The following is a 22,481-nucleotide window of genomic DNA, read 5'->3' as shown; positions in this document are numbered from 1 at the left end:
TAGGAGCAAGCCTTTTGGGTTACCTTTTCGGCGTTTGGAAAAGGTGACTCGCCGTAAGGGCGAAACCCTAAGCCGCCGTTACCGCAGCAACGGATATACACACCAAACCAACCGATAACCGCCCACAAAAAAACGCCCCAATCTCTCAATCAGGGCGTTTTCTTGAAGCTTGCAGCTTACAGCTTACATCTGATCTCTTAGTGCGAAACCGCCCCACTCGCCCCCAACCCGGTCTGCGAACGCACAAACTGCGGGAAGAACAGCGCCCGCTCATTGTCCGCAGCCGCCGACTTGTCGGTAATCGAGAAGAACCAGATCCCGATGAACGCAATCATCATCGAGAACAGCGCCGGATATTCGTAAGGGAAGATCGCCTTCTCGTGATGCAGAATCTGCACCCAGATGGTCGGGCCAAGGATCATCAGACCAACAGCACTCACCAGACCCAGCCAGCCGCCGATCATCGCGCCGCGAGTAGTCAGCTTCTTCCAGTACATCGAAAGCAGCAGCACCGGGAAGTTGCAGCTCGCCGCGATGGAGAACGCCAGGCCGACCATGAACGCAATGTTCTGGCTTTCGAACAGAATGCCCAGACCAATCGCCAGCACCGCCAGGGCGATGGTGGTGATCTTCGACACGCGAATCTCATCCTTCTCGTTGGCTTTGCCCTTCTTGATCACACTGGCGTACAGGTCGTGAGAAACCGCCGAAGCACCCGCCAGCGTCAGACCGGCTACCACCGCCAGAATGGTTGCGAACGCCACTGCCGAGATGAAGCCAAGGAAGATGCTGCCGCCCACCGCGTTGGCCAGGTGCACCGCCGCCATGTTGTTGCCGCCGAGCAAGGCGCCCGCTGCATCTTTGAAGGCCGGGTTGGTGCTGACCAGCAGGATCGCGCCGAAGCCGATGATGAAGGTCAGGATGTAGAAGTAGCCAATGAAGCCGGTAGCGTACAGCACGCTCTTGCGCGCTTCTTTTGCGTCACTCACGGTGAAGAAGCGCATCAGAATGTGTGGCAGGCCAGCGGTACCGAACATCAATGCCAGACCCAGCGAGAACGCCGAAATCGGATCCTTGACCAGACCGCCAGGGCTCATGATCGCTTCGCCCTTGGCGTGAACCTTGATCGCTTCGGAGAACAGCGTGTTGAAGTCGAAGCCCACGTGCTTCATCACCATCAGCGCCATGAACGAGGCACCGGACAGCAGCAACACTGCCTTGATGATCTGCACCCAAGTGGTCGCGAGCATGCCGCCGAACAGCACGTACATGCACATCAGCACGCCGACCAGAATCACCGCAACGTGGTAATCGAGGCCGAACAGCAGCTGGATCAGCTTGCCGGCACCGACCATCTGCGCGATCAGGTAGAACGCCACCACCACCAGCGAACCGCAGGCGGACAGGGTGCGAATCTGGGTTTGCCCGAGGCGGTAGGACGCCACGTCGGCAAAGGTGTATTTACCCAGGTTGCGCAGGCGTTCGGCGATCAGGAACAGAATGATCGGCCAGCCCACGAGGAAGCCGATCGAGTAGATCAGGCCGTCGTAGCCGGAGGTGAACACCAGCGCGGAAATACCCAGGAAGGACGCCGCCGACATGTAGTCGCCAGCGATCGCCAGGCCGTTCTGAAAACCAGTGATCTTGCCGCCCGCCGCGTAGTAGTCGGCGGCCGAATTGTTTTTCTTCGAAGCCCAGTAGGTGATGTACAACGTCGCGCCGACGAAGGCCACGAACATCAGGATCGCCGGGATGTTCAGCGGCTGTTTGGCCACCTCCCCCGTTAGCGCGTCAGCCGCCCAGACACTCGGCGCGAAAGCCGCAACACTCAATAGAGCCAGTAGACGCCGGATCATTGCTGAGCCTCCTTGAGAATCGCATTGTTCAGGTCGTCGAACTCGCCATTGGCGCGGCGCACGTAGATGCCGGTCAGGACGAAGGCTGAAATGATCAGGCCGACACCGATCGGGATGCCCCAAGTGATCGAGGATTCAGGACTGAGTTTCGCCCCGAGCACGTGCGGCCCGTATGCGATCAGCAGGATGAATGCGGAGTACAGCCCAAGCATGATTGCCGAGAGAATCCAGGCGAATCGTTCCCTTTTCTGAACCAGCTCCTTGAATCGGGGACTGTTTTGAATCGAGAGGTAAATGCTGTCGTTCATTGTTTTTATCCTCGCAGCACAAATTATTGTTGGAACGTAGCTAATGTATGCGGCTGCGAGAGAGGTTCCAGACGACCTTAGTAGTAGATGGCCATGATGTTCTGGCCATTTTCAAGCACACACAAAAACAACTGTGGGAGCAAGCCTGCTCGCGAAGGCGTCGTATCAGTCGATATCGCATCAACTGACAGATTGCATTCGCGAGCAGGCTCGCTCCCACAGGGGTGTGGCGGTGTTTAAATTATTTGGTCCAGTCAGCTACACGATCCGGGTGTTTGGCCACCCAGTCCTTGGCCGCAGCATCAGGCTTGGCGCCGTCCTGAATTGCCAGCATGACCTCGCCGATTTCGTCTTTCGACGCCCACTGGAAGTTTTTCAGGAACTTGGCCACTTCCGGCGCCTTGGCGTCCAGGCCTTTGCTGCCGATGCTGTTCACGGTTTCAGCCTGGCCATACACGCCTTTCGGGTCGTCGAGGAAGCGCAGTTTCCACTTGGCGAACATCCAGTGCGGCACCCAACCGGTGACGGCGATGGATTCGTTTTTCTTCTCGGCGCGGGTCAGCTCGGCAATCATGCCGGCGCCGGAACTGGCCTTGAGGCTGTACTTGTCCAGACCGTAATCCTTGATCGCCTGATCGGTCTTGAGCATTACGCCTGAACCGGCGTCGATGCCGACAATACGGTTTTTGAAGGTGTCGTCGGTTTTCAGGTCTTCGATCGATTTGGCTTTGACGTACTCCGGCACGATCAGGCCGATCTTCGCGTCCTTGAAGTTCGGGCCGTAATCGACGACCTGATCCTTGTTTTTCGTCCAGTAGTCACCGTGGGTCACGGGCAGCCAGGCCGAGAGCATGGCATCGAGTTTACCGGTGGCCACGCCCTGCCACATGATCCCGGTGGCGACGGCTTGCAGCTTCACGTCATAACCGAGCTTCTGTTTGATCACTTCGGCCGCCACGTGGGTGGTCGCGACGCTGTCGGACCAGCCGTCAACGTAACCGATGTTCAGGGTCTGTTTTTCAGCGTTGGCGAAAGTGGAACTCATCGCAAGCGCCAGAGCGGCACCTGCGCCTAAAAGTCGTCGCATCTTCATCGTTTACTTCCCCGAAATGCTGCGCCCGACGGATGCCGGGCATCGTCAACGTATTGTTATGGTGCACAGCGCCCCCATCACGCCGGACCTCACACACCGAACATCAGCCGATTTTTCAAAAAGGGTACTGATGGTTTGATCATCAACCTCAAGCGGCCGGCGACCTGCTCTGTCAGCGACCTCAAGGCAGCGAGAAACGACATCAGAAAGCCATTAATCAAGCGCGATTAATTGACGCCAGACAATCCGCCCGAACTTTGCATGTACAACGCCTGCAAGCCACCAGCCCTTCTATAAATGCAGGTAACATGCGTCGCTTTGCAGCCACTCGGCCTGACCATGTCCGCAATGTCCCGATTTCCTTTTCTGCCTTATCTGTTCGCCTGCCTGCTCGGGCTCCTGGCCCTTGGCGGTTTCTGGTATGGCCTCGGCCAACCGGTGATCCTGCCGGACGCCGCGACGCCGACGCACAAGTTGCAATGCGCCTCCTACACACCGTTCGACAAAGACCAATCGCCGTTCGACGTGCCGTTCAAATTGCGCCCCGAGCGCATGGACGCCGACCTCGCACTGCTGGCGACGCGCTTCGAGTGTATCCGCACCTACTCGATGACCGGCCTCGACGCCCTGCCCGATCTGGCGCGCAAACACGGTTTGAAGTTGATGATCGGCGCCTGGGTCAACAGCAACCCGGTCGACACCGAGCAGGAAGTCGAGCTGCTGATCAAATCGGCCAATGCCAACCCCGACGTGGTCACAGCCGTAATCGTCGGCAACGAAGCGCTGCTGCGCAAAGAGGTCACCGGCGCGCAACTGGCCCGGCTGATCAACAAGGTCAAAAGCCAGGTCAAGCAACCGGTGACCTACGCCGACGTCTGGGAATTCTGGCTCAAGCATCCGGAAATCGCCCCGGCCGTGGACTTTCTGACTATTCACCTGCTGCCGTACTGGGAAGACGATCCGTCGAACATCGACGTGGCGCTGCAGCATGTGGCGGATGTGCGTCAGGTGTTCGGCAACAAGTTCGCGCCCAAAGACGTGATGATTGGCGAAACCGGCTGGCCGAGCGAAGGCCGTCAGCGTGAAACAGCCGTACCGAGCCGGGTCAACGAGGCAAAATTCATTCGTGGCTTTGTGGCGATGGCCGAGCAGGAAGGCTGGCGTTACAACCTGATCGAAGCCTTCGACCAACCGTGGAAGCGCGGCAGTGAAGGCGCGGTCGGCGGCTACTGGGGGCTGTTCGATGCCGATCGGCAGGACAAGGGCGTACTCGCCGGGCCGGTGAGCAACGTGCCGTACTGGAAAGAATGGCTGGCGGTAGGCGGATTGATTTTCCTTGGCACGCTGATGCTTGGTGGACGCGTGCGCAGCACACGTTCGGCGCTTGTGCTGCCACTGCTGGGCGCGGTCGCAGCGTGCTCGATTGGCGCCTGGGGCGATCTGGCTCGATTGACCACGCGGTTTGCCGGGGAATGGCTGTGGGTTGGCTTGCTGACCGGTTTGAATCTATTGGTCCTTGCGCATGCCGCGCTGACGCTAAGCGCGCGTAGCGGTTGGCGCGCGCGAGCCTTCGATTTCCTCGAACGGCGCGCCGGCTGGCTGGTCGTGGCGGCCGGTTTTGCCGCCGCGGTGATAATGCTGGAGATGGTCTTCGATCCGCGCTATCGCAGTTTCGCCAGCATGGCGTTCGTGCTGCCGGCGCTGGTCTACCTGTGCCGCCCGGTGAGCGTGCCGCGTCGGGAGATTGCTCTGCTGACCTTTATCATCGGCGCCGGGATTGCACCGCAGTTGTATCAGGAAGGGATGCTGAATCAGCAGGCTTGGGGTTGGGCGCTGGTGAGTGGCTTGATGGTGGTGGCGTTGTGGCGATGCCTGCGGGTTCGCAGCCTCTGATCTTCAGAGCGGTTCAGGCCTCTTCGCGAGCAGGCTCGCTCCCACATTGGATCTGTAGCGTTCACAAATTCCCTGTGGGAGCGGGCTTGCCCGCGATGACTGACTGTCAGGCGCTGCGGGACTCGCGGACCAGGCGCAACCCGGCTATCACCACCGCAAACACCGCCAACGTCGTGTTGTACAACGCCAGCGCCGGCAGGCCGAACACCAGCGCCAGCACCGCCAGCCACCACCCTGCCCGTCCCGGCACGACAAACGCCAATACCGCCGCGCCCACCGCCGCCCAGCCCAACACCTTGAAATGAATCATCAGCCCCAGATTCGACCGCACCAGGCATTCCCAACGACTGGCCTCGTCGACGCAGATGCCCACCCACTGCCCATCTTCCATGAAGCCATAGCGCGCGGCATAACTGGCGGCCAGCCACAGCGGCAACAAAACAAGCAGCACAATCACGGGCAAGCGGCGGGACATGGGGCACTCCAATCTGCGGAAATCGGCGGCCAGCTTAATCTGCCGACCGGCATTCGCAAGCACTAACAACTGTTAACTGTTCAGCAAGCCCTCGCAACGTGTATCGTCCAGCTACTATTACCCCGAATTCCGCCTGTTTGGTGCCGCAGCATGGCACTTTGGCGCACGGCCGGTGGTCATAGCCTGCGAACTTCAATCGGCACCTTCCTCTAAGGGATCTAGTCATGCTCCGTTCCTTGCGCTTCGCCGCGCTGTTCAGCGGCCTTATCTTGAGTGCGTCCGCGCTGGCGGTGGATATCGACGCCGCCAGCTATGGCTACCCGCTGACCAACCCGTTCGAGGCGACGATCGCCACGACACCACCGGATTTGCGTCCGGAGTTGCCGCTGGACGACGACATCAATCAAACGGACCGCAGCCTCACCCTGCGCCCGGAGCGTGAATTCCAGCTGCCGGACAATTTCTGGGCAGTCAAAAAACTCACCTACCGCATCGCCACGCAGGACAAACCGGCGCCGCTGATCTTCCTGATCGCCGGCACCGGCGCGCGCTTTGACAGCACGCTCAACGAATACCTGAAAAAGCTGTATTACAAGGCCGGCTACCATGTCGTGCAGTTGTCGTCGCCGACCAGCTTCGACTTCATTAGCGCCGCCTCGCGTTTCGCCACCCCAGGCGTGACCAAGGAAGATGCCGAAGACATGTATCGGGTGATGCAGGCCGTGCGGGCGCAGAACCCGAAACTGCCGGTCACCGAGTACTATCTCACCGGTTACAGCCTCGGCGCCCTCGATGCGGCGTTCGTCGCGCATCTGGACGAGACACGCCGCAGCTTCAATTTCAAGAAAGTCCTGTTGCTGAACCCGCCGGTCAATCTCTATACCTCGGTGACCAACCTCGACAAGCTGGTACAGACCGAGGTGAAAGGCATCAACAACAGCACCACCTTCTATGAACTGGTACTGACCAAGCTGACCCGCTACTTCCAGCAGAAAGGCTACATCGACCTCAACGATGCGCTGCTGTATGACTTCCAGCAGTCCAAGCAGCATCTGACCAACGAACAGATGGCCATGTTGATCGGCACGTCGTTCCGCTTCTCGGCAGCCGACATTGCCTACACCTCGGACCTGGTCAACCGTCGCGGTCTGATTACCCCGCCGAAATTCCCGATCACCGAAGGCACCAGCCTCACGCCGTTCCTCAAGCGTGCGCTGCAATGCGACTTCGACTGCTACATCACCGAGCAGGTCATTCCGATGTGGCGCGCGCGCACTGACGGCGGCAGCCTGCTGCAACTGATCGATCAGGTCAGCCTGTATGCGCTTAAGGATTACCTGCACGACAGCCCGAAAATCGCCGTCATGCACAACGCCGACGACGTCATCCTCGGCCCTGGCGACCTGGGCTTCCTGCGTAAAACCTTCGGTGATCGCCTGACCGTTTATCCACTGGGCGGCCACTGCGGCAACCTTAACTATCGCGTCAACAGCGACGCCATGCTGGAGTTCTTCCGTGGCTAAATATCTCCTGCTGATTGCAGCGTTCCTCTGTGCAGGCGTGGCCCAGGCCGACAACAGTAAAGCCGACGCACCGGTGGTGGTCGACAGCGACGGCTTCAAGGAACCGCTGACCAAACTCAAGTTCAACCCGGGCCTGGACCAGCGCGAGTTCGAACGTTCGACGCTCAACGCGCTGAACGTCTATGACCCGCTGGAATCGTGGAACCGCCGGGTTTACCACTTCAACTATCGCTTCGACCAGTGGGTGTTCCTGCCGGTAGTCGATGGCTATCGCTACATCACCCCAAGCTTCGTGCGTACCGGGGTGAGCAACTTCTTCAACAACATTGGTGACGTGCCGAACCTGGTTAACAGCCTGTTGCAGTTCAAGGGCCAGCGCTCGATGGAAACCACCGCGCGCCTGCTGCTCAACACCACCATCGGCATCGCCGGCCTGTGGGACCCGGCCACCGCCATGGGCCTGCCACGCCAGAACGAAGACTTCGGTCAGACTCTGGGCTTCTACGGCGTACCGGGCGGCGCCTACTTCGTACTGCCGATCTTCGGTCCGTCGAACATCCGCGACACCGCAGGTCTGGCCGTGGATTACACCGCCGACACTGCGATCAACTTCCTCAACGTCGCCGAAGTCAGCTCCAACCACCCGGAAGTCTGGGCTTTGCGTGCGATCGACAAGCGCTACCAGACCAGCTTCCGCTATGGTCAGATGAACTCGCCGTTCGAGTACGAGAAAGTGCGGTACGTGTATACCGAGGCGCGCAAGTTGCAGATCGCCGAGTAAATCGGCTGCCGGAAAACACTGTGGGAGCGAGCCTGCTCGCGAACGCGGAGTACCAGTCTCTATCAATATTGACTGGGCTACCGCATTCGCGAGCAGGCTCGCTCCCACATTTGTTATGTGTTGCTGATTAACCCTTCAGCGCTTTCCAGAGCTTGCCTACGACCGAAACCACCGCCAACACCACCGCGCCAGCAATAATCCCCGCAACACCATTGAGCAGCATCGGCACGGCGAACCCGGCGCTCCCTGCCGCTGCGCCAACACCTTCGATCCAGTGATGCAGCACCGGCACGCCATGGGTCAGGATGCCACCGCCGACCAGGAACATCGCTGCCGTGCCAACCACCGACAGGGTTTTCATCATGTACGGCGCGGCGCTGAGAATGCCGCCGCCGATCTTTTTCGCCATCTGCCCGGGCTTCTGTGTCAGCCACAGCCCCAGATCGTCGAGCTTGACGATGCCCGCCACCAAACCGTAAACGCCCACGGTCATGACAATGGCGATGCCGGACATGACCACCACTTGCTGAGTCAGCGAGGCATCTGCCACGGTGCCGAGAGTGATGGCAATGATTTCTGCCGAAAGAATGAAGTCAGTGCGGATCGCGCCTTTGATCTTGTCCTTCTCAAACGCCACCAGATCGGTCGCCGGATCGGCCACTGCTTCGGTCAACTGCGTGTGCTCTGCCTCGTCTTCCTCTTTGCTGTGCAGAAATTTGTGCGCGAGCTTCTCGAAACCCTCGAAGCACAGGTACGCGCCGCCGACCATCAACAGTGGTGTCACCAGCCACGGTACGAAAGCGCTGATCGCCAATGCCGACGGCACAAGGATCAGTTTGTTGACGAACGAGCCCTTGGCCACCGCCCAGACCACGGGAATTTCCCGCTCGGCGCGCACGCCCGAAACCTGCTGGGCATTGAGCGCCAGATCATCACCGAGTACACCGGCGGTCTTCTTCGCGGCCATCTTGGTCATCAATGCAACGTCATCCAGAACGGTGGCGATGTCATCGATCAGCACCAGCAAACTGCTTCCTGCCATGAATCCTGTTTCCTTCTGTGTATGAATGTTGCCAAGCATAACGCGACCGCCGGCCACAGGCTGCATTGTTGAGCGCCGCTCAAGGCCGGTGCTACCATGCGCCACCGCCAGAACAGGCAAGGAACCACCGGGTTTATGAGCACAATCCGCGAGCGTAACAAAGAACTGATCCTGCGCGCCGCCAGCGAAGAGTTTGCCGACAAGGGCTTCGCGGCGACCAAAACCAGCGACATCGCCGCCAAGGCGGGATTGCCCAAGCCCAACGTCTACTACTACTTCAAATCCAAGGAAAACCTCTACCGCGAGGTGCTGGAAAGCATCATCGAGCCGATTCTGCAGGCCTCGACCCCGTTCAACCCGGACGGCGTGCCGAGCGAGGTGCTGAGCGGCTACATCCGCTCGAAGATCCGCATCTCCCGCGACCTGCCCTACGCCTCCAAGGTGTTCGCCAGCGAAATCATGCACGGCGCCCCGCACCTGAGCGCCGACCTGGTCGAGCAGCTCAACGCCCAGGCCAAACACAACATCGCCTGCATCCAGAGCTGGATCGACCGCGGCCAGATCGCCCCGATCGACCCCAACCACCTGATGTTCAGCATCTGGGCCGCGACCCAGACCTACGCCGACTTCGACTGGCAGATTTCCGCAGTGACCGGGAAGGACAAGCTTGATGAGGCCGATTATGAAGCGGCGGCGCAGACGATTATTCGGTTGGTGTTGAAGGGGTGTGAGCCGGATCAGTGAGATCGGGGGAACCGCTTCGCGAGCAGGCTCGCTCCCACATTTGGAATGCATTCTCCTGTGGGAGCGAGCCTGCTCGCGAATAGCCGCACCGCACACCTCAACTCATAACCAGATCGAATCCCACAACGGATAGTCGCCAAGGCTTTTGACCAGCCCTGCCCGCAATGGGTTGGCAATGACATACCGCGCCATCTTCACCAGATTCTCCTCTTTACGCAGTGCACGGTCATGGAAGCCAGGTTGCCAAAGGCTGGTCTTTCGGCCGGTCGAAAGCTTTACCGCTTTGGTGCTGAGGGATTTGGTTCGCTGCATCAATTCGCCGAGCGAGCCACTCTTCAATTCAATCAGCCAGTGAAAATGATCTGGCATTACGACCCAAGCCAGAGAATTGGCCAATCCCGTTTCCTCAGCTGCTCGGAATTGGCTTACAAGCATTCTGCCAAGGAAGAAATCGCTGAATACGGGTTCTCTCCCGGCGGTATTGGCGGTCAGAAGGTAAATGCGGTTGTGTTCTGAATAGCGTCCGATGCGCAAGCGATGTGAAGCAGATAAACCCGGCATTCCGTTGCCTTCTCATAGGTTGATCATGAGAAGGCTAGCCGTGGAGATGGCAAAGGGAGCGTCAGACTTTTAGCAAGATGTGTAGCGCAGATCCTATTCGCGAGCAGGCTCGCTCCCACAGGGGCTTTCGAACACTCGAACATTTTGTGTCCAACCCAAACTCAATGCGGGAGTGAGCCTGCTCGCGAAAGCGGTTATTCAGACACTGACATTCAAACAGCCACCCCGCCATCCGCCCGCAAATCCAGCGCCTCCACCGCTCTGATCGCCACCTGCTCATCGACATCCGACAAATCCCCACTGATCCCGATCGCGCCGAGCACTTCACCGGCCTGGTTGCGAATCAACACGCCCCCAGGCGCCGGCACGACACTGCCCTGCCCCATACTGTTCAGCGAAGAAAAAAACGCCGGGCGTTGTTGGGCGTCCTGGGCGAGCAGGCGTGAGCCTTTACCCAGGGCAATGGCGCCCCAGGCTTTGCCGATGGCGATGTCGGGGCGCAGCAGGCTGGCGCCGTCTTCGCGTTGCAGGGCGATCAGGTGGCCGCCGGTATCGAGTACCGCGATGGTCAGCGGTGCGGCGTTGATGCCGCGTCCTGCGTTGATGGCTTCGCTGACCAGGTTGACTGCGACTTTCAAGGTTAAAGCGCTCATGGTGCCGTCCTCATTTTGTTATAGGGAAAGTCGTGGGACTGCGCGTTTGTGCCGCAGTCCGATGACACAAATAGAACACAATGAGTTATTTTTTTGTATACAATAATTCTCGAAAAGCGCCATATGCGACGAAAAGCCACAGCGCAGCGAGCTTCCGACGAATGAAACAGGCGCTTGAGAAAATGGATTGACCTGCGCCGTCCGCCGTGAATACACTCTGCGCAAAGCCACTTGTATACAATTACAAAACGTAAAGAGGCACAAAACCATGAGCAAAATGAGAGCAATCGAAGCCGCCGTTCTGGTGATGCGCCGCGAAGGGGTTGATACCGCTTTTGGCATCCCGGGCGCCGCGATCAACCCGCTGTACTCCGCCTTGCAGAAGGTCGGTGGCATCGATCACGTCCTTGCTCGCCACGTTGAAGGCGCCTCGCACATGGCCGAGGGCTACACCCGCACCAAGGCCGGCAACATCGGCGTGTGCATCGGCACGTCCGGCCCTGCCGGTACCGACATGGTTACCGGGCTCTACAGCGCCTCGGCCGACTCGATTCCAATCCTCTGCATCACCGGTCAGGCACCCCGCGCCCGTATGCATAAAGAAGACTTCCAGGCAGTCGACATCACCAGCATCGTCAAGCCAGTCACCAAGTGGGCGACCACCGTTCTGGAGCCGGGCCAAGTGCCTTACGCATTCCAGAAAGCCTTCTATGAAATGCGCTCCGGCCGTCCAGGCCCTGTACTGATCGACCTGCCGTTCGACGTGCAGATGGCCGAAATCGAATTCGACATCGACGCTTACCAACCGCTGCCATTGGCCAAGCCGACTGCGACCCGCGTTCAGGTTGAAAAAGCTTTGGCTTTGCTGGATCAAGCTGAGCGCCCACTGCTGGTGGCCGGCGGCGGCATCATCAACGCCGACGCCAGCGACCTGCTGGTCGAGTTCGCCGAGCTGACAGGTATTCCGGTCATCCCGACCCTGATGGGCTGGGGCACCATCCCTGACGACCACCCGCTGATGGTCGGCATGGTCGGTCTGCAGACTTCGCACCGTTACGGCAACGCCACCATGCTGAAATCCGACGTGGTGCTGGGCATTGGTAACCGTTGGGCCAACCGCCACACCGGTTCGGTGGATGTCTACACCGAAGGCCGCAAGTTCATTCACGTCGACATCGAGGGCACGCAGATCGGTCGTGTGTTCACCCCGGATCTGGGCATCGTTTCCGACGCCGCCGCAGCGCTGACCGTGTTCATCGAAGTCGCCCGTGAATGGCAAGCCGCCGGCAAGCTGAAGAACCGCAGCGCCTGGCTGCAGGATTGCCAGCAGCGCAAAGCCAGCCTGCACCGCAAGACCCACTTCGACAACGTGCCGGTCAAACCGCAGCGCGTGTATGAAGAGATGAACCAGGTGTTCGGCAAAGACACCTGCTACGTCAGCACCATTGGTCTGTCGCAGATTGCCGGCGCGCAGTTCCTGCACGTCTACAAGCCGCGTCACTGGATCAACTGCGGCCAGGCAGGCCCGTTGGGCTGGACCATTCCGGCAGCACTGGGCGTGGTCAAGGCCGATCCGAGCCGTAAAGTCGTGGCCCTATCGGGGGACTATGATTTCCAGTTCATGATCGAAGAACTGGCGGTCGGCGCTCAGTTCAAACTGCCGTACATCCACGTTGTGGTGAACAACTCGTACCTGGGCCTGATCCGTCAGGCCCAGCGCGGGTTCGAAATGGACTACTGCGTGCAGCTGTCCTTCGATAACCTGAATGCGCCGGAACTCAACGGTTACGGGGTTGACCACATCGCAGTCGCCGAGGGCCTTGGCTGCAAGGCACTGCGTGTGTTCGAACCGTCGGAAATCGCCCCTGCGCTGCGTAAGGCCGAACAGATGATCGAAGAGTTCAAGGTGCCGGTGATCGTCGAGATCATTCTGGAGCGTGTGACCAACATCTCCATGGGTACCGAGATCAACGCGGTCAACGAGTTCGAAGACCTGGCACTGGTCGGCAACGATGCGCCGACGGCGATTTCGATGTTGGATTAACTGCTGACTGCTCTCCCTGTGGGAGCGAGCCTGTGTGGTGAGGGGATTTATCCCCGCTAGGGCGCGAAGCGGCCTCAAAACCTGAAACCGCGACGTATCAGGTACACCGCATACAATGGTTTACGACTGCTTCGCAGCCGAACGGGGATAAATCCCCTCGCCACAGCTCGCTCCCACATGGGACCTCACAAGATTTACGGGAGACCACCATGCCGCGTTTCGCAGCCAACCTGTCCATGCTGTTCACCGAACAGGATTTCCTTGCCCGTTTCGACGCCGCCGCCAAGGCCGGTTTCAGTGGCGTGGAATACCTGTTCCCGTACGACTTCAGCTCGGCTGAAATCAAGGCAAAACTCGAGGCCAACGGGCTGACCCAAGTGCTGTTCAACCTGCCGGCCGGTGACTGGGCCAAGGGCGAGCGCGGTATTGCCTGCCTGCCGGATCGGGTCGAAGAATTCCGCGCCGGGGTCGATCTGGCGATCGCTTACGCACAGGTGCTGGGCAACACCCAGGTCAACTGCCTGGCCGGCATCCGCCCGCAAGGCGTTGACGATGCCACCGTGGAAAAGACCTTCGTTGCCAACCTCAAATATGCCGCCGACAAGCTGCAAGCGGTGGGCATCAAACTGGTGATGGAAGCGATCAACACCCGCGACATTCCCGGTTTCTACCTGAACAACACGGCGCAAGCCCTGTCGATTCGCGAGCAGGTCGGCAGCGCCAATCTGTTCCTGCAATACGACATCTATCACATGCAAATCATGGAAGGCGATCTGGCCCGCACCCTGCAATCGCACCTGGGCGAGATCAACCACGTGCAACTCGCGGACAACCCGGGGCGCAACGAGCCGGGCACCGGTGAGATCAACTACCGCTTCCTGTTCGAACACCTTGATCGCATCGGTTATCAGGGTTGGGTCGGTTGCGAGTACAAACCGCTGACCACCACCGAAGCGGGCCTGGGCTGGTTGAAATCACACAACGCAATCTGATTGACCACGCATTGCAAAAAATCTGGGGCAGCTGCGCTGCCCAACGGGGATAAATCCCCTCGCCACAAAAGCTCACCAGCCATGGGTTGGGGGCACGACAAAAACAAGAGGATTTTCTCATGGCTAAAATCGGATTCATCGGCACCGGCATCATGGGCCACCCAATGGCGGCGAACCTGCAGAAAGCCGGTCACAGCCTGTTCCTGTCGCAACACCACGACGCGGCCCCGGCCGATCTGGTCGCCGCTGGCGCCGTCGCCCTGGCCAACCCGCGCGAAGTGGCGCAGGAAGCCGAATTCATCATCGTCATGGTTCCGGATACTCCGCAGGTCGACGACGTGCTGTTCCGCGCCGACGGTGTTGCGGCCGGTATCGGTAAAGGCAAAGTGGTCATCGACATGAGTTCGATTTCGCCGACCGCGACCAAAGCCTTCGCCGCCAAGATCAACGAAAAAGGCGCGCAGTACCTCGACGCGCCAGTGTCCGGCGGTGAAGTCGGCGCCAAGGCCGCCACCCTGAGCATCATGGTCGGTGGCGACGCCGATGCCTTCGAACGCGCCCTGCCGCTGTTCCAGGCCATGGGCAAGAACATCACCCTGGTCGGCGGCAATGGCGACGGCCAGACCGCCAAAGTGGCGAACCAGATCATCGTCGCGCTGAATATTCAGGCTGTCGCTGAAGCCCTGCTGTTCGCCTCGAAAAACGGTGCCGATCCGGCCAAGGTGCGTGAAGCGCTGATGGGCGGTTTCGCTTCTTCGAAGATCCTCGAAGTGCACGGCGAGCGCATGATCAAGGGCACCTTCGATCCGGGCTTCCGCATCAGCCTGCACCAGAAGGACCTGAACCTGGCCCTGCAAGGCGCCAAGGAACTGAACATCAACCTGCCCAACACCGCCAATGCCCAGCAGGTATTCAGCACCTGCGCGGCCATCGGTGGCAGCAACTGGGACCACTCGGCGCTGATCAAGGGCCTGGAACACATGGCCAATTTCTCGATTCGCGACAATAAGTAAAGCCTGCACAAAACCCTGTGGGAGCGAGCCTGCTCGCGAAAGCGGCTTCACATTCAACATCCATGTTGGCTGACATACCGCGTTCGCGAGCAGGCTCGCTCCCACAAGGGTTCCGAGTTGCCCTTTCGAATAACAAGAATTCCGGGAGCCCGCCATGTCGGTCGATCCGCAACAACTGCTGCGCGAGCTGTTTGCCACAGCCATCGACGCGGCCCATCCGAACCAAGTCCTCGAAGCCCATTTGCCTGCCGATCGCACGGGTCGGGTGATCGTCATCGGCGCCGGCAAAGCCGCTGCCGCCATGGCGCAAGTGGTCGAGCGCTGCTGGGAGGGTGAAGTCACCGGCCTGGTGGTGACCCGCTACGGCCACGGCGCTCCATGCGAAAAAATCGAAGTGGTCGAAGCCGCACACCCGGTGCCGGATGCGGCGGGGCTGGCCGTCGCCAAGCGTGTGCTGGAGCTGGTCAGCAACCTGACTGAAGACGACCGCGTGATCTTCCTGCTCTCCGGCGGCGGCTCTGCCCTGCTCGCCCTGCCGGCCGAAGGCATCACTCTCGCCGACAAACAGGCGATCAACAAAGCCCTGCTCAAATCCGGCGCAACCATCGGCGAGATGAACTGCGTGCGCAAGCACCTCTCGGCGATCAAGGGCGGCCGCCTCGGCAAGGCCTGCTGGCCGGCGACGGTTTACACCTACGCGATTTCCGATGTGCCGGGCGACCTCGCCACCGTCATTGCCTCCGGCCCGACCGTGGCCGACCCGAGCACCTCATCCGAAGCACTGGCGATTATCAAGCGCTACGGTATCGACATTCCTGCCTCCGTGCGCACCTGGCTGCAAAGTTCGGAATCGGAGACGGTCAAACCCGGCGACCCAAGCCTGGCGCGCAGTCATTTCCAGTTGATCGCCCGCCCGCAGCAATCGCTGGACGCGGCGGCGGTGAAATGCCGTCAGGCCGGTTTCAGCACCTTGATTCTCGGCGACCTCGAAGGCGAGTCCCGTGAAGTGGCGAAAGTCCACGCCGGCATCGCCCGACAGATCATCCACCACGGCCAGCCACTGGCGGCGCCCTGCGTGATTCTCTCCGGCGGTGAAACAACGGTAACCGTGCGCGGCAATGGCCGTGGCGGACGCAATGCCGAATTCCTCCTCAGCCTGACCGACAGCCTCAAGGGCCAGCCCGGCGTCTACGCGCTGGCCGGCGACACCGATGGCATCGACGGCTCGGAAGACAACGCCGGCGCAATCATGACCCCGGACAGCTACGCCCGCGCCGCCGCACTGGGTCTGAGCGCCAGCGACGAGCTGGACAACAACAACGGCTACGGCTACTTCCAGGCGCTCGATGCGCTGATCGTCACCGAGCCGACCCGCACCAACGTCAACGACTTCCGCGCCATTCTGATCCTTGAGAACTGCAAATCATGACGCCTGATAAAAAGGTCAAAATCCTCGCCACCCTCGGCCCTGCCGTCGACGGTATCGACGACATCCGCGAGCTGGTCGAGGCCGGGGTCAATATCTTCCGCCTGAACTTCAGCCACGGCGATCACGCCGACCACGCCAAGCGCTATCAGTGGATCCGGGAGGTCGAGCGTCAGCTCAACTACCCGCTGGGCATTCTGATGGATCTGCAGGGGCCGAAACTGCGCGTCGGCAAGTTCGCTGACGGCAAGGTGCAGTTGCATCGCGGTCAGGCGTTCCGCCTCGATCTCGATACGACAGCGGGCGATGAGCGCCGGGTCAACCTGCCGCATCCAGAGATCATTGCCGCGCTGGAAGCCGGCATGGACCTGCTGCTCGACGACGGCAAGCTGCGTCTGCGCGTGGTCACCAAGTACAACGATGCGATCGACACCACCGTGCTCAACGGCGGCGAACTGTCTGATCGCAAAGGTGTGAACGTGCCGCAAGCGGTGCTCGACCTGAGCCCGCTGACCGCCAAGGATCGCCGCGATCTGAGCTTCGGCCTGGAATTGGGTGTGGACTGGGTCGCGCTGTCGTTCGTACAGCGCCCGCAGGACATTGTCGAAGCCCGCGCGTTGATCGGCGATAAGGCGTTTCTGATGGCGAAAATCGAGAAGCCTTCGGCGGTCGAGCAATTGCGTGAGATTGCTGAGTTGAGCGACGCCATCATGGTCGCTCGCGGTGATCTTGGTGTGGAAGTGCCGGCGGAAAGCGTGCCGCAGATTCAGAAAAACATCATCACCACCTGCCGTGCGCTGGGCAAACCGGTGGTGGTGGCGACGCAGATGCTCGAGTCGATGCGTTTCTCCCCTGCCCCAACCCGTGCCGAGGTGACTGACGTCGCCAACGCCGTGGCCGAAGGCGCCGATGCGGTGATGCTCTCGGCGGAAACCGCGTCCGGTGAGTACCCGCTGGAAGCCGTGCAGATGATGAGCAAGATCATCCGTCAGGTTGAGAACGGCCCGGATTATCAGACCCAGCTCGACGTCAGTCGACCGAAAGCCGAGGCGACGGTTTCCGATGCGATCAGCTGTGCGATCCGCCGGATCAGCAACGTGCTGCCGGTGGCGGTGCTGGTCAATTACAGCGAGTCCGGCGCCTCGACGTTGCGCGCATCGCGGGAACGGCCGAAAGCACCGATCCTCAATCTGACGCCGAACCTGCAAACGGCGCGGCGCTTGAGCGTGGCGTGGGGCATTCATTCGGTGGTCAACGATCGCCTGCGTCAGGTCGACGAAGTCTGCTCGACCGCGTTGGAAATCGCCCAGGCGCAAGGCATGGCCGAGCGTGGCGACACGCTGCTGATTACCGCTGGCGTACCGTTCGGGCAGCCGGGGTCGACCAATTCGCTGCGGATCGAGACGTTGATCTAACGCCCCACCATGATCGTTCCCACGCTCTGCGTGGGAACGCCTCAATGGACGCTCTGCGTCTGCTCTTGGGACGCGGAGCGTCCCGGGCTGCATTCCCACGCGGAGCGTGGGAACGATCAGTAACCCGGTTTCCCTGACTTTCAGAACTGCCATGCCTGCCAATCACTTCAACACCCACTGCCCCGACTGGGCCGAGGCTTTGCTCAACGGTTTCAGTCAGATTTTCTTCCAGCGCCATCCGCTGTGCGGCCTGCTGTGTCTGTTGGCGATTCTGCTGACGGCGCCGGTGCTGTTCGCCGGGGCGCTGCTCGGTGGCGTTGCCGGTCTGCTCACCGCGCAGCGGCGCAACTACGCCAAGGCCGATCGCCAGGCTGGTCTGTTCAGCTACAACGGCGTGCTGCTCGGTCTGCTGCTGAGCCTGTATTTCCCTTGGTCACCGCTGCTGCCGCCGTTGATTCTTGCAGCGGGCGGCTTGAGCGCGATGCTCACGCAGCAATGGCTCAAACACGTGTACCGCAGTCGCGCCATACCGGCGTATACCTCGCCGTTCGTGGCGCTCAGCTGGGTGCTGCTGATGTTCGCCGAGCCGTCCACACCGGCGGCATCGGTCGACCTGAACACGACAAATCTGCTGGCCGCTGAACTGCGCGGATTCGGCCAGGTGATGTTCCTCGACCATCCTTTGGCCGGGGCGTTAATCGCCAGCGGTTTGCTGCTCGCCGATCGCCGTGCGTTCTGCTGGGCGCTGCTGGCATCGGCGATCGGCCTCGGTTCCAGCCTTCTGCACCACGAAACGTCCGCCGCACTGCTCGGGCTCGGTGGCTACAACGCCGTACTCGCCGCCCTCGCCTTCAGCTCGCAACGGCAACATCCGTGGCTGCCGCTGCTCGCAATTGTTCTGGCACTGCTGGTGACGCCGCTGTTTGCTGCCCTTGGATTGGCGACTCTGACCGCGCCGTTCATCCTCGCCTGCTGGTTGATTCGTGCCGGTATTCAAATGCTTGGCAAAGCGTCGCTTGCGCATGAGTCTTGCGCTCACGAGGAGAATCACCCTAGGCTGCGCTGATCTTCGATTCAGGCGTTATCCATGGACAGCAGCAACAATTGGCGCGAACGGCTTTACGTCATGATTTTCCAGAGCGACACCCCGGCCGGGCGTCGCTTCGACGGCATCCTGCTGGTGATCATCCTCGCCAGCCTGGTGATCGTGATGCTCGACAGTATCGACAGCATTCACCGTAATTACGCCGACGTTCTGGCCTATATCGAGTGGGGCTTCACGGCGATTTTCCTCGGCGAGTACATCCTGCGTCTGTACTGCTCGCCCAAGCCGCTGCGCTATGCCTTCAGCTTTTATGGCCTGGTGGATCTGCTGGCGATCGTGCCGGGCATTCTCGCGCTTTATTACAGCGATGCGCAGTATCTGCTGATCATCCGCATCATTCGGATGCTGCGGATTTTCCGCGTGCTCAAGCTCAGCCCGTATCTCAAGCAAGCCAACTATCTGATGTCGGCGCTGCGTGGCAGCAAGCAGAAAATCGTCGTGTTTCTGGTCAGCGTGTGCACGCTGGTGACGGTGTTTGGCACGCTGATGTACGTGATCGAAGGCCCGGAGCATGGTTTCACCAGCATTCCCAAAGGCATCTATTGGGCGATCGTGACTTTGACCACTGTGGGTTTCGGCGACATCGTGCCGAAGACGCCGCTGGGCCAGGTGATCTCCTCGCTGGTGATGATCACCGGTTATTCGATCATCGCCGTGCCCACAGGGATTTTCACCGCTGAGCTGGCCAACGCCATGCGCGGCGAACAGCTGCAACATGACTGCCCGGGCTGCCAGAAAAAGAACCATGAACAGAGCGCAGCGTTCTGTTCGCGCTGCGGCAGTCAGCTGTTCAAGAAAGTGGAATAAGCACAGAGCTTTTTAATCTTTAAGCGACTATGCGAGGCCCGCTATAGTCGCTGGCAAATCGCCTCATTTTTGACACGACACCCCCACAGAACAAGGAATGCGCAGTGAAAAAACTCTTTGGCGCCTCACTTCTCGCCGCCGGCCTGGCCTTGGCCAACATCGCCCAGGCAGCACCGACGCTGCTTAACGTTTCCTACGACGTGATGCGCGATTTCTACAAGGACTACAACACTGCGTTCCAGAAGCACTGGCAAGCCGAGCACAAGGAGAACATCACCGTGCAGATGTCCTTCGGCGGCTCGAGCAAGCAGGCGCGTTCGGTGATCGACGGCCTGCCGGCTGACGTCATCACCATGAACATGGCCACCGACATCAACGCCCTCGCCGACAACGGCAAACTGGTCCCGGACAATTGGGTCACGCGCCTGCCGAACAACAGCGCGCCGTTTACCTCGGCCACGGTGTTCATCGTCCGCAAGGGCAACCCGAAAGCTTTGAAAGACTGGCCCGATCTGCTCAAGGACGGCGTACAGGTGATTGTGCCGAACCCGAAAACGTCGGGTAATGGCCGGTACACCTACCTGTCGGCCTGGGGCTACGTGCTGAAAAACGGCGGCGACGAGAACAAGGCCAAGGACTTCGTTGGCAAGCTGTTCAAGCAGGCGCCGGTACTCGACACCGGTGGCCGCGCCGCCACCACCACGTTCATGACCAACCAGATCGGCGACGTACTGGTGACCTTCGAAAACGAAGCGGAAATGATCGCCCGCGAGTTCGGTCGCGATCAGTTCGAAGTTGTCTACCCAAGCGTCTCCGCAGAAGCCGAGCCACCGGTTTCGGTGGTCGACAAAGTGGTCGACAAGAAGGGCTCGCGCGCTGCGGCTGATGAGTATCTGAAGTACCTGTGGTCGCCGGAAGGTCAGGAAATTGCGGCGGCCAACTACCTGCGTCCGCGTGACCCGGCGGTGCTGGCGAAGTACACCGACCGTTTCCCGAAAGTCGATTTCCTTTCGGTGGAGAAGACCTTTGGTGACTGGCGCACGGTGCAGAAAACCCACTTCAATGATGGTGGCGTGTTTGATCAGATTTATAGCGGGCAGTAAGGCTTGATCTGAAAAATCAAAAGGCGACCCACCGGGTCGCCTTTTTGTTGCGTGGGAATACCGGTCATTACACGGCGTAATAACAGTTATCATCCGAAAACGTCTTCTGCCAGTCCACGTTGTCCATTAGCCTCAGCCCTTTCCTGTGCCCGACCCGAGATCCCCTATGACCACCACTCCTCACGCAATGACCCGAGGCATGGTCCTGCTGTTCGCGTTTTGCTGCGGCGCCATTGTTGCCAACATCTACTATGCACAACCGATTATTGGCCTGATCGCGCCGGACATCGGCCTCTCCGACACCATGGCCAGTTTCATCGTCTCGCTGACGCAGATCGGCTATGCGTTGGGCCTGTTCTTTCTGGTGCCATTGGGGGATCTGCTGGAAAACCGGCGGCTGATGATCATCACCACGGTCGTGGCGATCGCCAGTCTGCTTGGCGCCGCGTTCACTGAACAGCCGAACGTGTTCCTGCTGATCTCGCTGCTGGTCGGCTTCAGCTCGGTGTCGGTGCAGATCCTGATTCCGCTGGCCGCGCATCTGGCGCCGGAAGAATCCCGTGGTCGCGTGGTGGGCGGGATCATGGGCGGTTTGCTGCTGGGCATTCTGTTGGCGCGACCGGTGTCGAGTGTGGTCGCCGATCACCTCGGCTGGCGCGCCATGTTCATGATCGCCGCAGCGTTGATGGCGGCAATCAGCGTGGTGCTGGCGCTGACCGTGCCCAAGCGCCAGCCGGATCACAGCGCAACTTATGGCCAATTGATCGGCTCGCTGTGGACACTGCTGCGCCAGCAACCGGTGCTGCGTCAGCGGGCGTTTTACCAGGGTTGCATGTTTGCCACGTTCAGCCTGTTCTGGACCGCCGTGCCACTGGAACTTGCACGCAACCATGGCCTGTCGCAAAGCGAAATCGCCATCTTCGCCCTGGTCGGCGCCATCGGTGCCATCGCCGCGCCAATCAGCGGCCGCCTCGCTGATGCCGGCCACACACGTAGCGCCTCGCTGCTGGCCATGCTGTTCGCCAGCCTGAGTTTCCTCCCCGCCTTCATCCACCCGGCCTATAGCGTCATCGGCCTGGCCGTGACCGGCGTGGTGCTGGACTTCTGCGTGCAGATGAACATGGTCCTCGGCCAACGCGCGGTGTACTCGCTGGACGCGAAAAGTCGTGGCCGTTTGAACGCGCTGTACATGACCAGCATCTTTATCGGCGGCGCCTTCGGCTCCTCGGTGGCCAGCGCGGTGTACGAGCATGGCGGCTGGTTGTGGATCGTGATTGTCGGCAGCGTGTTTCCGCTGTTGGCGTTGCTGCGGTTTTTGAGCACTTCACGACGCGCTTCATTGGCCACGGCTTAAGGCTTCAAAAGCTTCGCGAGCAGGCTCGCTCCCACAGGTTTTGGGTGACCTGCGAATCACTGCAATACACAAATCCAGTGTGGGAGCGAGCCTGCTCGCGAAAGCGGTGTTTCAGTTACAGATAATTTGACTGCCCTGACGCTTTCGCGAGCAAGCTCGCTCCCACAGGTTCTTGGCGGATGCGGAATAGGGCATCGCCGAAAACTACTGCAGGAGGGAGCCTGCTCGCGATAGCGGAGTTTCAGTCTCAGCTGATTTGACTGACCCGACGCCTTCGCGAGCAGGCTCGCTCT

The 22,481-nt window shown here is 60.1% G+C and carries 20 protein-coding genes; 13 read left to right on the top strand and 7 right to left on the bottom strand.

What is annotated here, in order from left to right:
* Positions 1-197: 197 nt before the first annotated feature.
* The 3 genes from ACYSTU_RS26570 to ACYSTU_RS26560 all read right to left on the bottom strand — a co-directional run bounded on the left by ACYSTU_RS26570 (position 198) and on the right by ACYSTU_RS26560 (position 3,257).
* Complete coding sequence (locus ACYSTU_RS26570) at positions 198-1,856, bottom strand: cation acetate symporter (RefSeq protein ID WP_016771015.1); 1,659 nt, start codon at positions 1,854-1,856, stop codon at positions 198-200.
* Positions 1,853-2,164: a DUF485 domain-containing protein gene (locus ACYSTU_RS26565; protein ID WP_016771016.1), complete on the bottom strand. Its 312-nt coding sequence runs from the start codon at positions 2,162-2,164 to the stop codon at positions 1,853-1,855. Before ACYSTU_RS26565 ends, ACYSTU_RS26570 begins: the two co-directional genes overlap by 4 nt.
* Positions 2,165-2,405: 241 nt before the next feature.
* Positions 2,406-3,257: a glycine betaine ABC transporter substrate-binding protein gene (locus tag ACYSTU_RS26560; protein ID WP_041479599.1), complete on the bottom strand. Its 852-nt coding sequence runs from the start codon at positions 3,255-3,257 to the stop codon at positions 2,406-2,408.
* A 297-nt stretch (positions 3,258-3,554) separates the two neighbouring features.
* Here ACYSTU_RS26560 and ACYSTU_RS26555 point away from each other — a divergent pair, with 297 nt between their 5' ends.
* The gene (locus tag ACYSTU_RS26555; protein ID WP_499002651.1) at positions 3,555-5,150 is read left to right on the top strand and encodes a glycoside hydrolase family 17 protein; all 1,596 of its coding nucleotides are present in this window, start codon (positions 3,555-3,557) and stop codon (positions 5,148-5,150) included.
* Positions 5,151-5,256: 106 nt separating this feature from the next.
* Here ACYSTU_RS26555 and ACYSTU_RS26550 read toward each other — a convergent pair whose 3' ends face one another.
* Positions 5,257-5,625, bottom strand: coding sequence for a hypothetical protein (locus ACYSTU_RS26550; RefSeq protein ID WP_499002648.1), 369 nt, complete (start codon positions 5,623-5,625; stop codon positions 5,257-5,259).
* A gap of 224 nt (positions 5,626-5,849) precedes the next feature.
* Here ACYSTU_RS26550 and ACYSTU_RS26545 point away from each other — a divergent pair, with 224 nt between their 5' ends.
* Entirely contained in the window at positions 5,850-7,148 is a 1,299-nt protein-coding gene (locus tag ACYSTU_RS26545) for a serine protein kinase PrkA (RefSeq protein ID WP_024012145.1), read from the top strand.
* Entirely contained in the window at positions 7,141-7,929 is a 789-nt protein-coding gene (locus ACYSTU_RS26540) for an MlaA family lipoprotein (protein WP_024012144.1), read from the top strand. Before ACYSTU_RS26545 ends, ACYSTU_RS26540 begins: the two co-directional genes overlap by 8 nt.
* 127 nt (positions 7,930-8,056) lie before the next feature.
* Here the strand turns inward: ACYSTU_RS26540 and ACYSTU_RS26535 are convergent, their stop codons facing one another.
* Positions 8,057-8,971 (bottom strand): DUF808 domain-containing protein, encoded by a 915-nt coding sequence (locus ACYSTU_RS26535; RefSeq protein ID WP_123442825.1) that lies wholly within the window; start codon positions 8,969-8,971, stop codon positions 8,057-8,059.
* Between the two features lie 135 nt (positions 8,972-9,106).
* Between ACYSTU_RS26535 and ACYSTU_RS26530 the strand changes: the two genes are divergently transcribed.
* Complete coding sequence (locus ACYSTU_RS26530) at positions 9,107-9,715, top strand: TetR/AcrR family transcriptional regulator (protein WP_051600396.1); 609 nt, start codon at positions 9,107-9,109, stop codon at positions 9,713-9,715.
* A gap of 102 nt (positions 9,716-9,817) precedes the next feature.
* Here the strand turns inward: ACYSTU_RS26530 and ACYSTU_RS26525 are convergent, their stop codons facing one another.
* Positions 9,818-10,276 carry an REP-associated tyrosine transposase gene (locus ACYSTU_RS26525; RefSeq protein WP_073472715.1) on the bottom strand — a complete coding sequence of 153 codons (459 nt, stop codon included), beginning with the start codon at positions 10,274-10,276 and terminating at the stop codon, positions 9,818-9,820.
* Positions 10,277-10,488: 212 nt separating this feature from the next.
* Positions 10,489-10,929: a GlcG/HbpS family heme-binding protein gene (locus ACYSTU_RS26520; RefSeq protein WP_130927505.1), complete on the bottom strand. Its 441-nt coding sequence runs from the start codon at positions 10,927-10,929 to the stop codon at positions 10,489-10,491.
* A 268-nt stretch (positions 10,930-11,197) separates the two neighbouring features.
* Between ACYSTU_RS26520 and gcl the strand changes: the two genes are divergently transcribed.
* The 9 genes from gcl (at position 11,198) to ACYSTU_RS26475 (ending at position 22,188) form a co-directional block, all read left to right on the top strand.
* Entirely contained in the window at positions 11,198-12,973 is a 1,776-nt protein-coding gene (gene gcl / locus ACYSTU_RS26515; protein ID WP_336355198.1) for a glyoxylate carboligase, read from the top strand.
* Positions 12,974-13,182: 209 nt separating this feature from the next.
* A complete protein-coding gene (hyi, locus tag ACYSTU_RS26510; protein ID WP_056783872.1) occupies positions 13,183-13,965 on the top strand; it encodes a hydroxypyruvate isomerase in 783 nt (260 codons plus the stop codon).
* A 119-nt stretch (positions 13,966-14,084) separates the two neighbouring features.
* Positions 14,085-14,978, top strand: a complete 894-nt coding sequence (locus ACYSTU_RS26505; RefSeq protein WP_016771028.1) for a 2-hydroxy-3-oxopropionate reductase — start codon at positions 14,085-14,087, stop codon at positions 14,976-14,978.
* A gap of 154 nt (positions 14,979-15,132) precedes the next feature.
* Positions 15,133-16,407 (top strand): glycerate kinase type-2 family protein, encoded by a 1,275-nt coding sequence (locus ACYSTU_RS26500; protein WP_499002640.1) that lies wholly within the window; start codon positions 15,133-15,135, stop codon positions 16,405-16,407.
* Entirely contained in the window at positions 16,404-17,819 is a 1,416-nt protein-coding gene (gene pyk / locus ACYSTU_RS26495) for a pyruvate kinase (protein WP_122611608.1), read from the top strand. The genes ACYSTU_RS26500 and pyk overlap by 4 nt, the downstream gene beginning before the upstream one ends.
* Before the next feature lie 151 nt (positions 17,820-17,970).
* Positions 17,971-18,885, top strand: a complete 915-nt coding sequence (locus tag ACYSTU_RS26490; RefSeq protein WP_123442829.1) for an urea transporter — start codon at positions 17,971-17,973, stop codon at positions 18,883-18,885.
* Between the two features lie 21 nt (positions 18,886-18,906).
* Positions 18,907-19,731: an ion transporter gene (locus tag ACYSTU_RS26485; protein WP_122611606.1), complete on the top strand. Its 825-nt coding sequence runs from the start codon at positions 18,907-18,909 to the stop codon at positions 19,729-19,731.
* Between the two features lie 104 nt (positions 19,732-19,835).
* Positions 19,836-20,834 (top strand): sulfate ABC transporter substrate-binding protein, encoded by a 999-nt coding sequence (locus tag ACYSTU_RS26480; protein WP_499002635.1) that lies wholly within the window; start codon positions 19,836-19,838, stop codon positions 20,832-20,834.
* A 166-nt stretch (positions 20,835-21,000) separates the two neighbouring features.
* The gene (locus ACYSTU_RS26475; RefSeq protein WP_499002632.1) at positions 21,001-22,188 is read left to right on the top strand and encodes an MFS transporter; all 1,188 of its coding nucleotides are present in this window, start codon (positions 21,001-21,003) and stop codon (positions 22,186-22,188) included.
* Positions 22,189-22,481: the final 293 nt, after the last annotated feature.

Source organism: Pseudomonas glycinis, from assembly GCF_054871425.1.
Note: the sequence above shows the minus strand (reverse complement) of the source record. Positions and strands in the feature narration are given on the sequence as shown.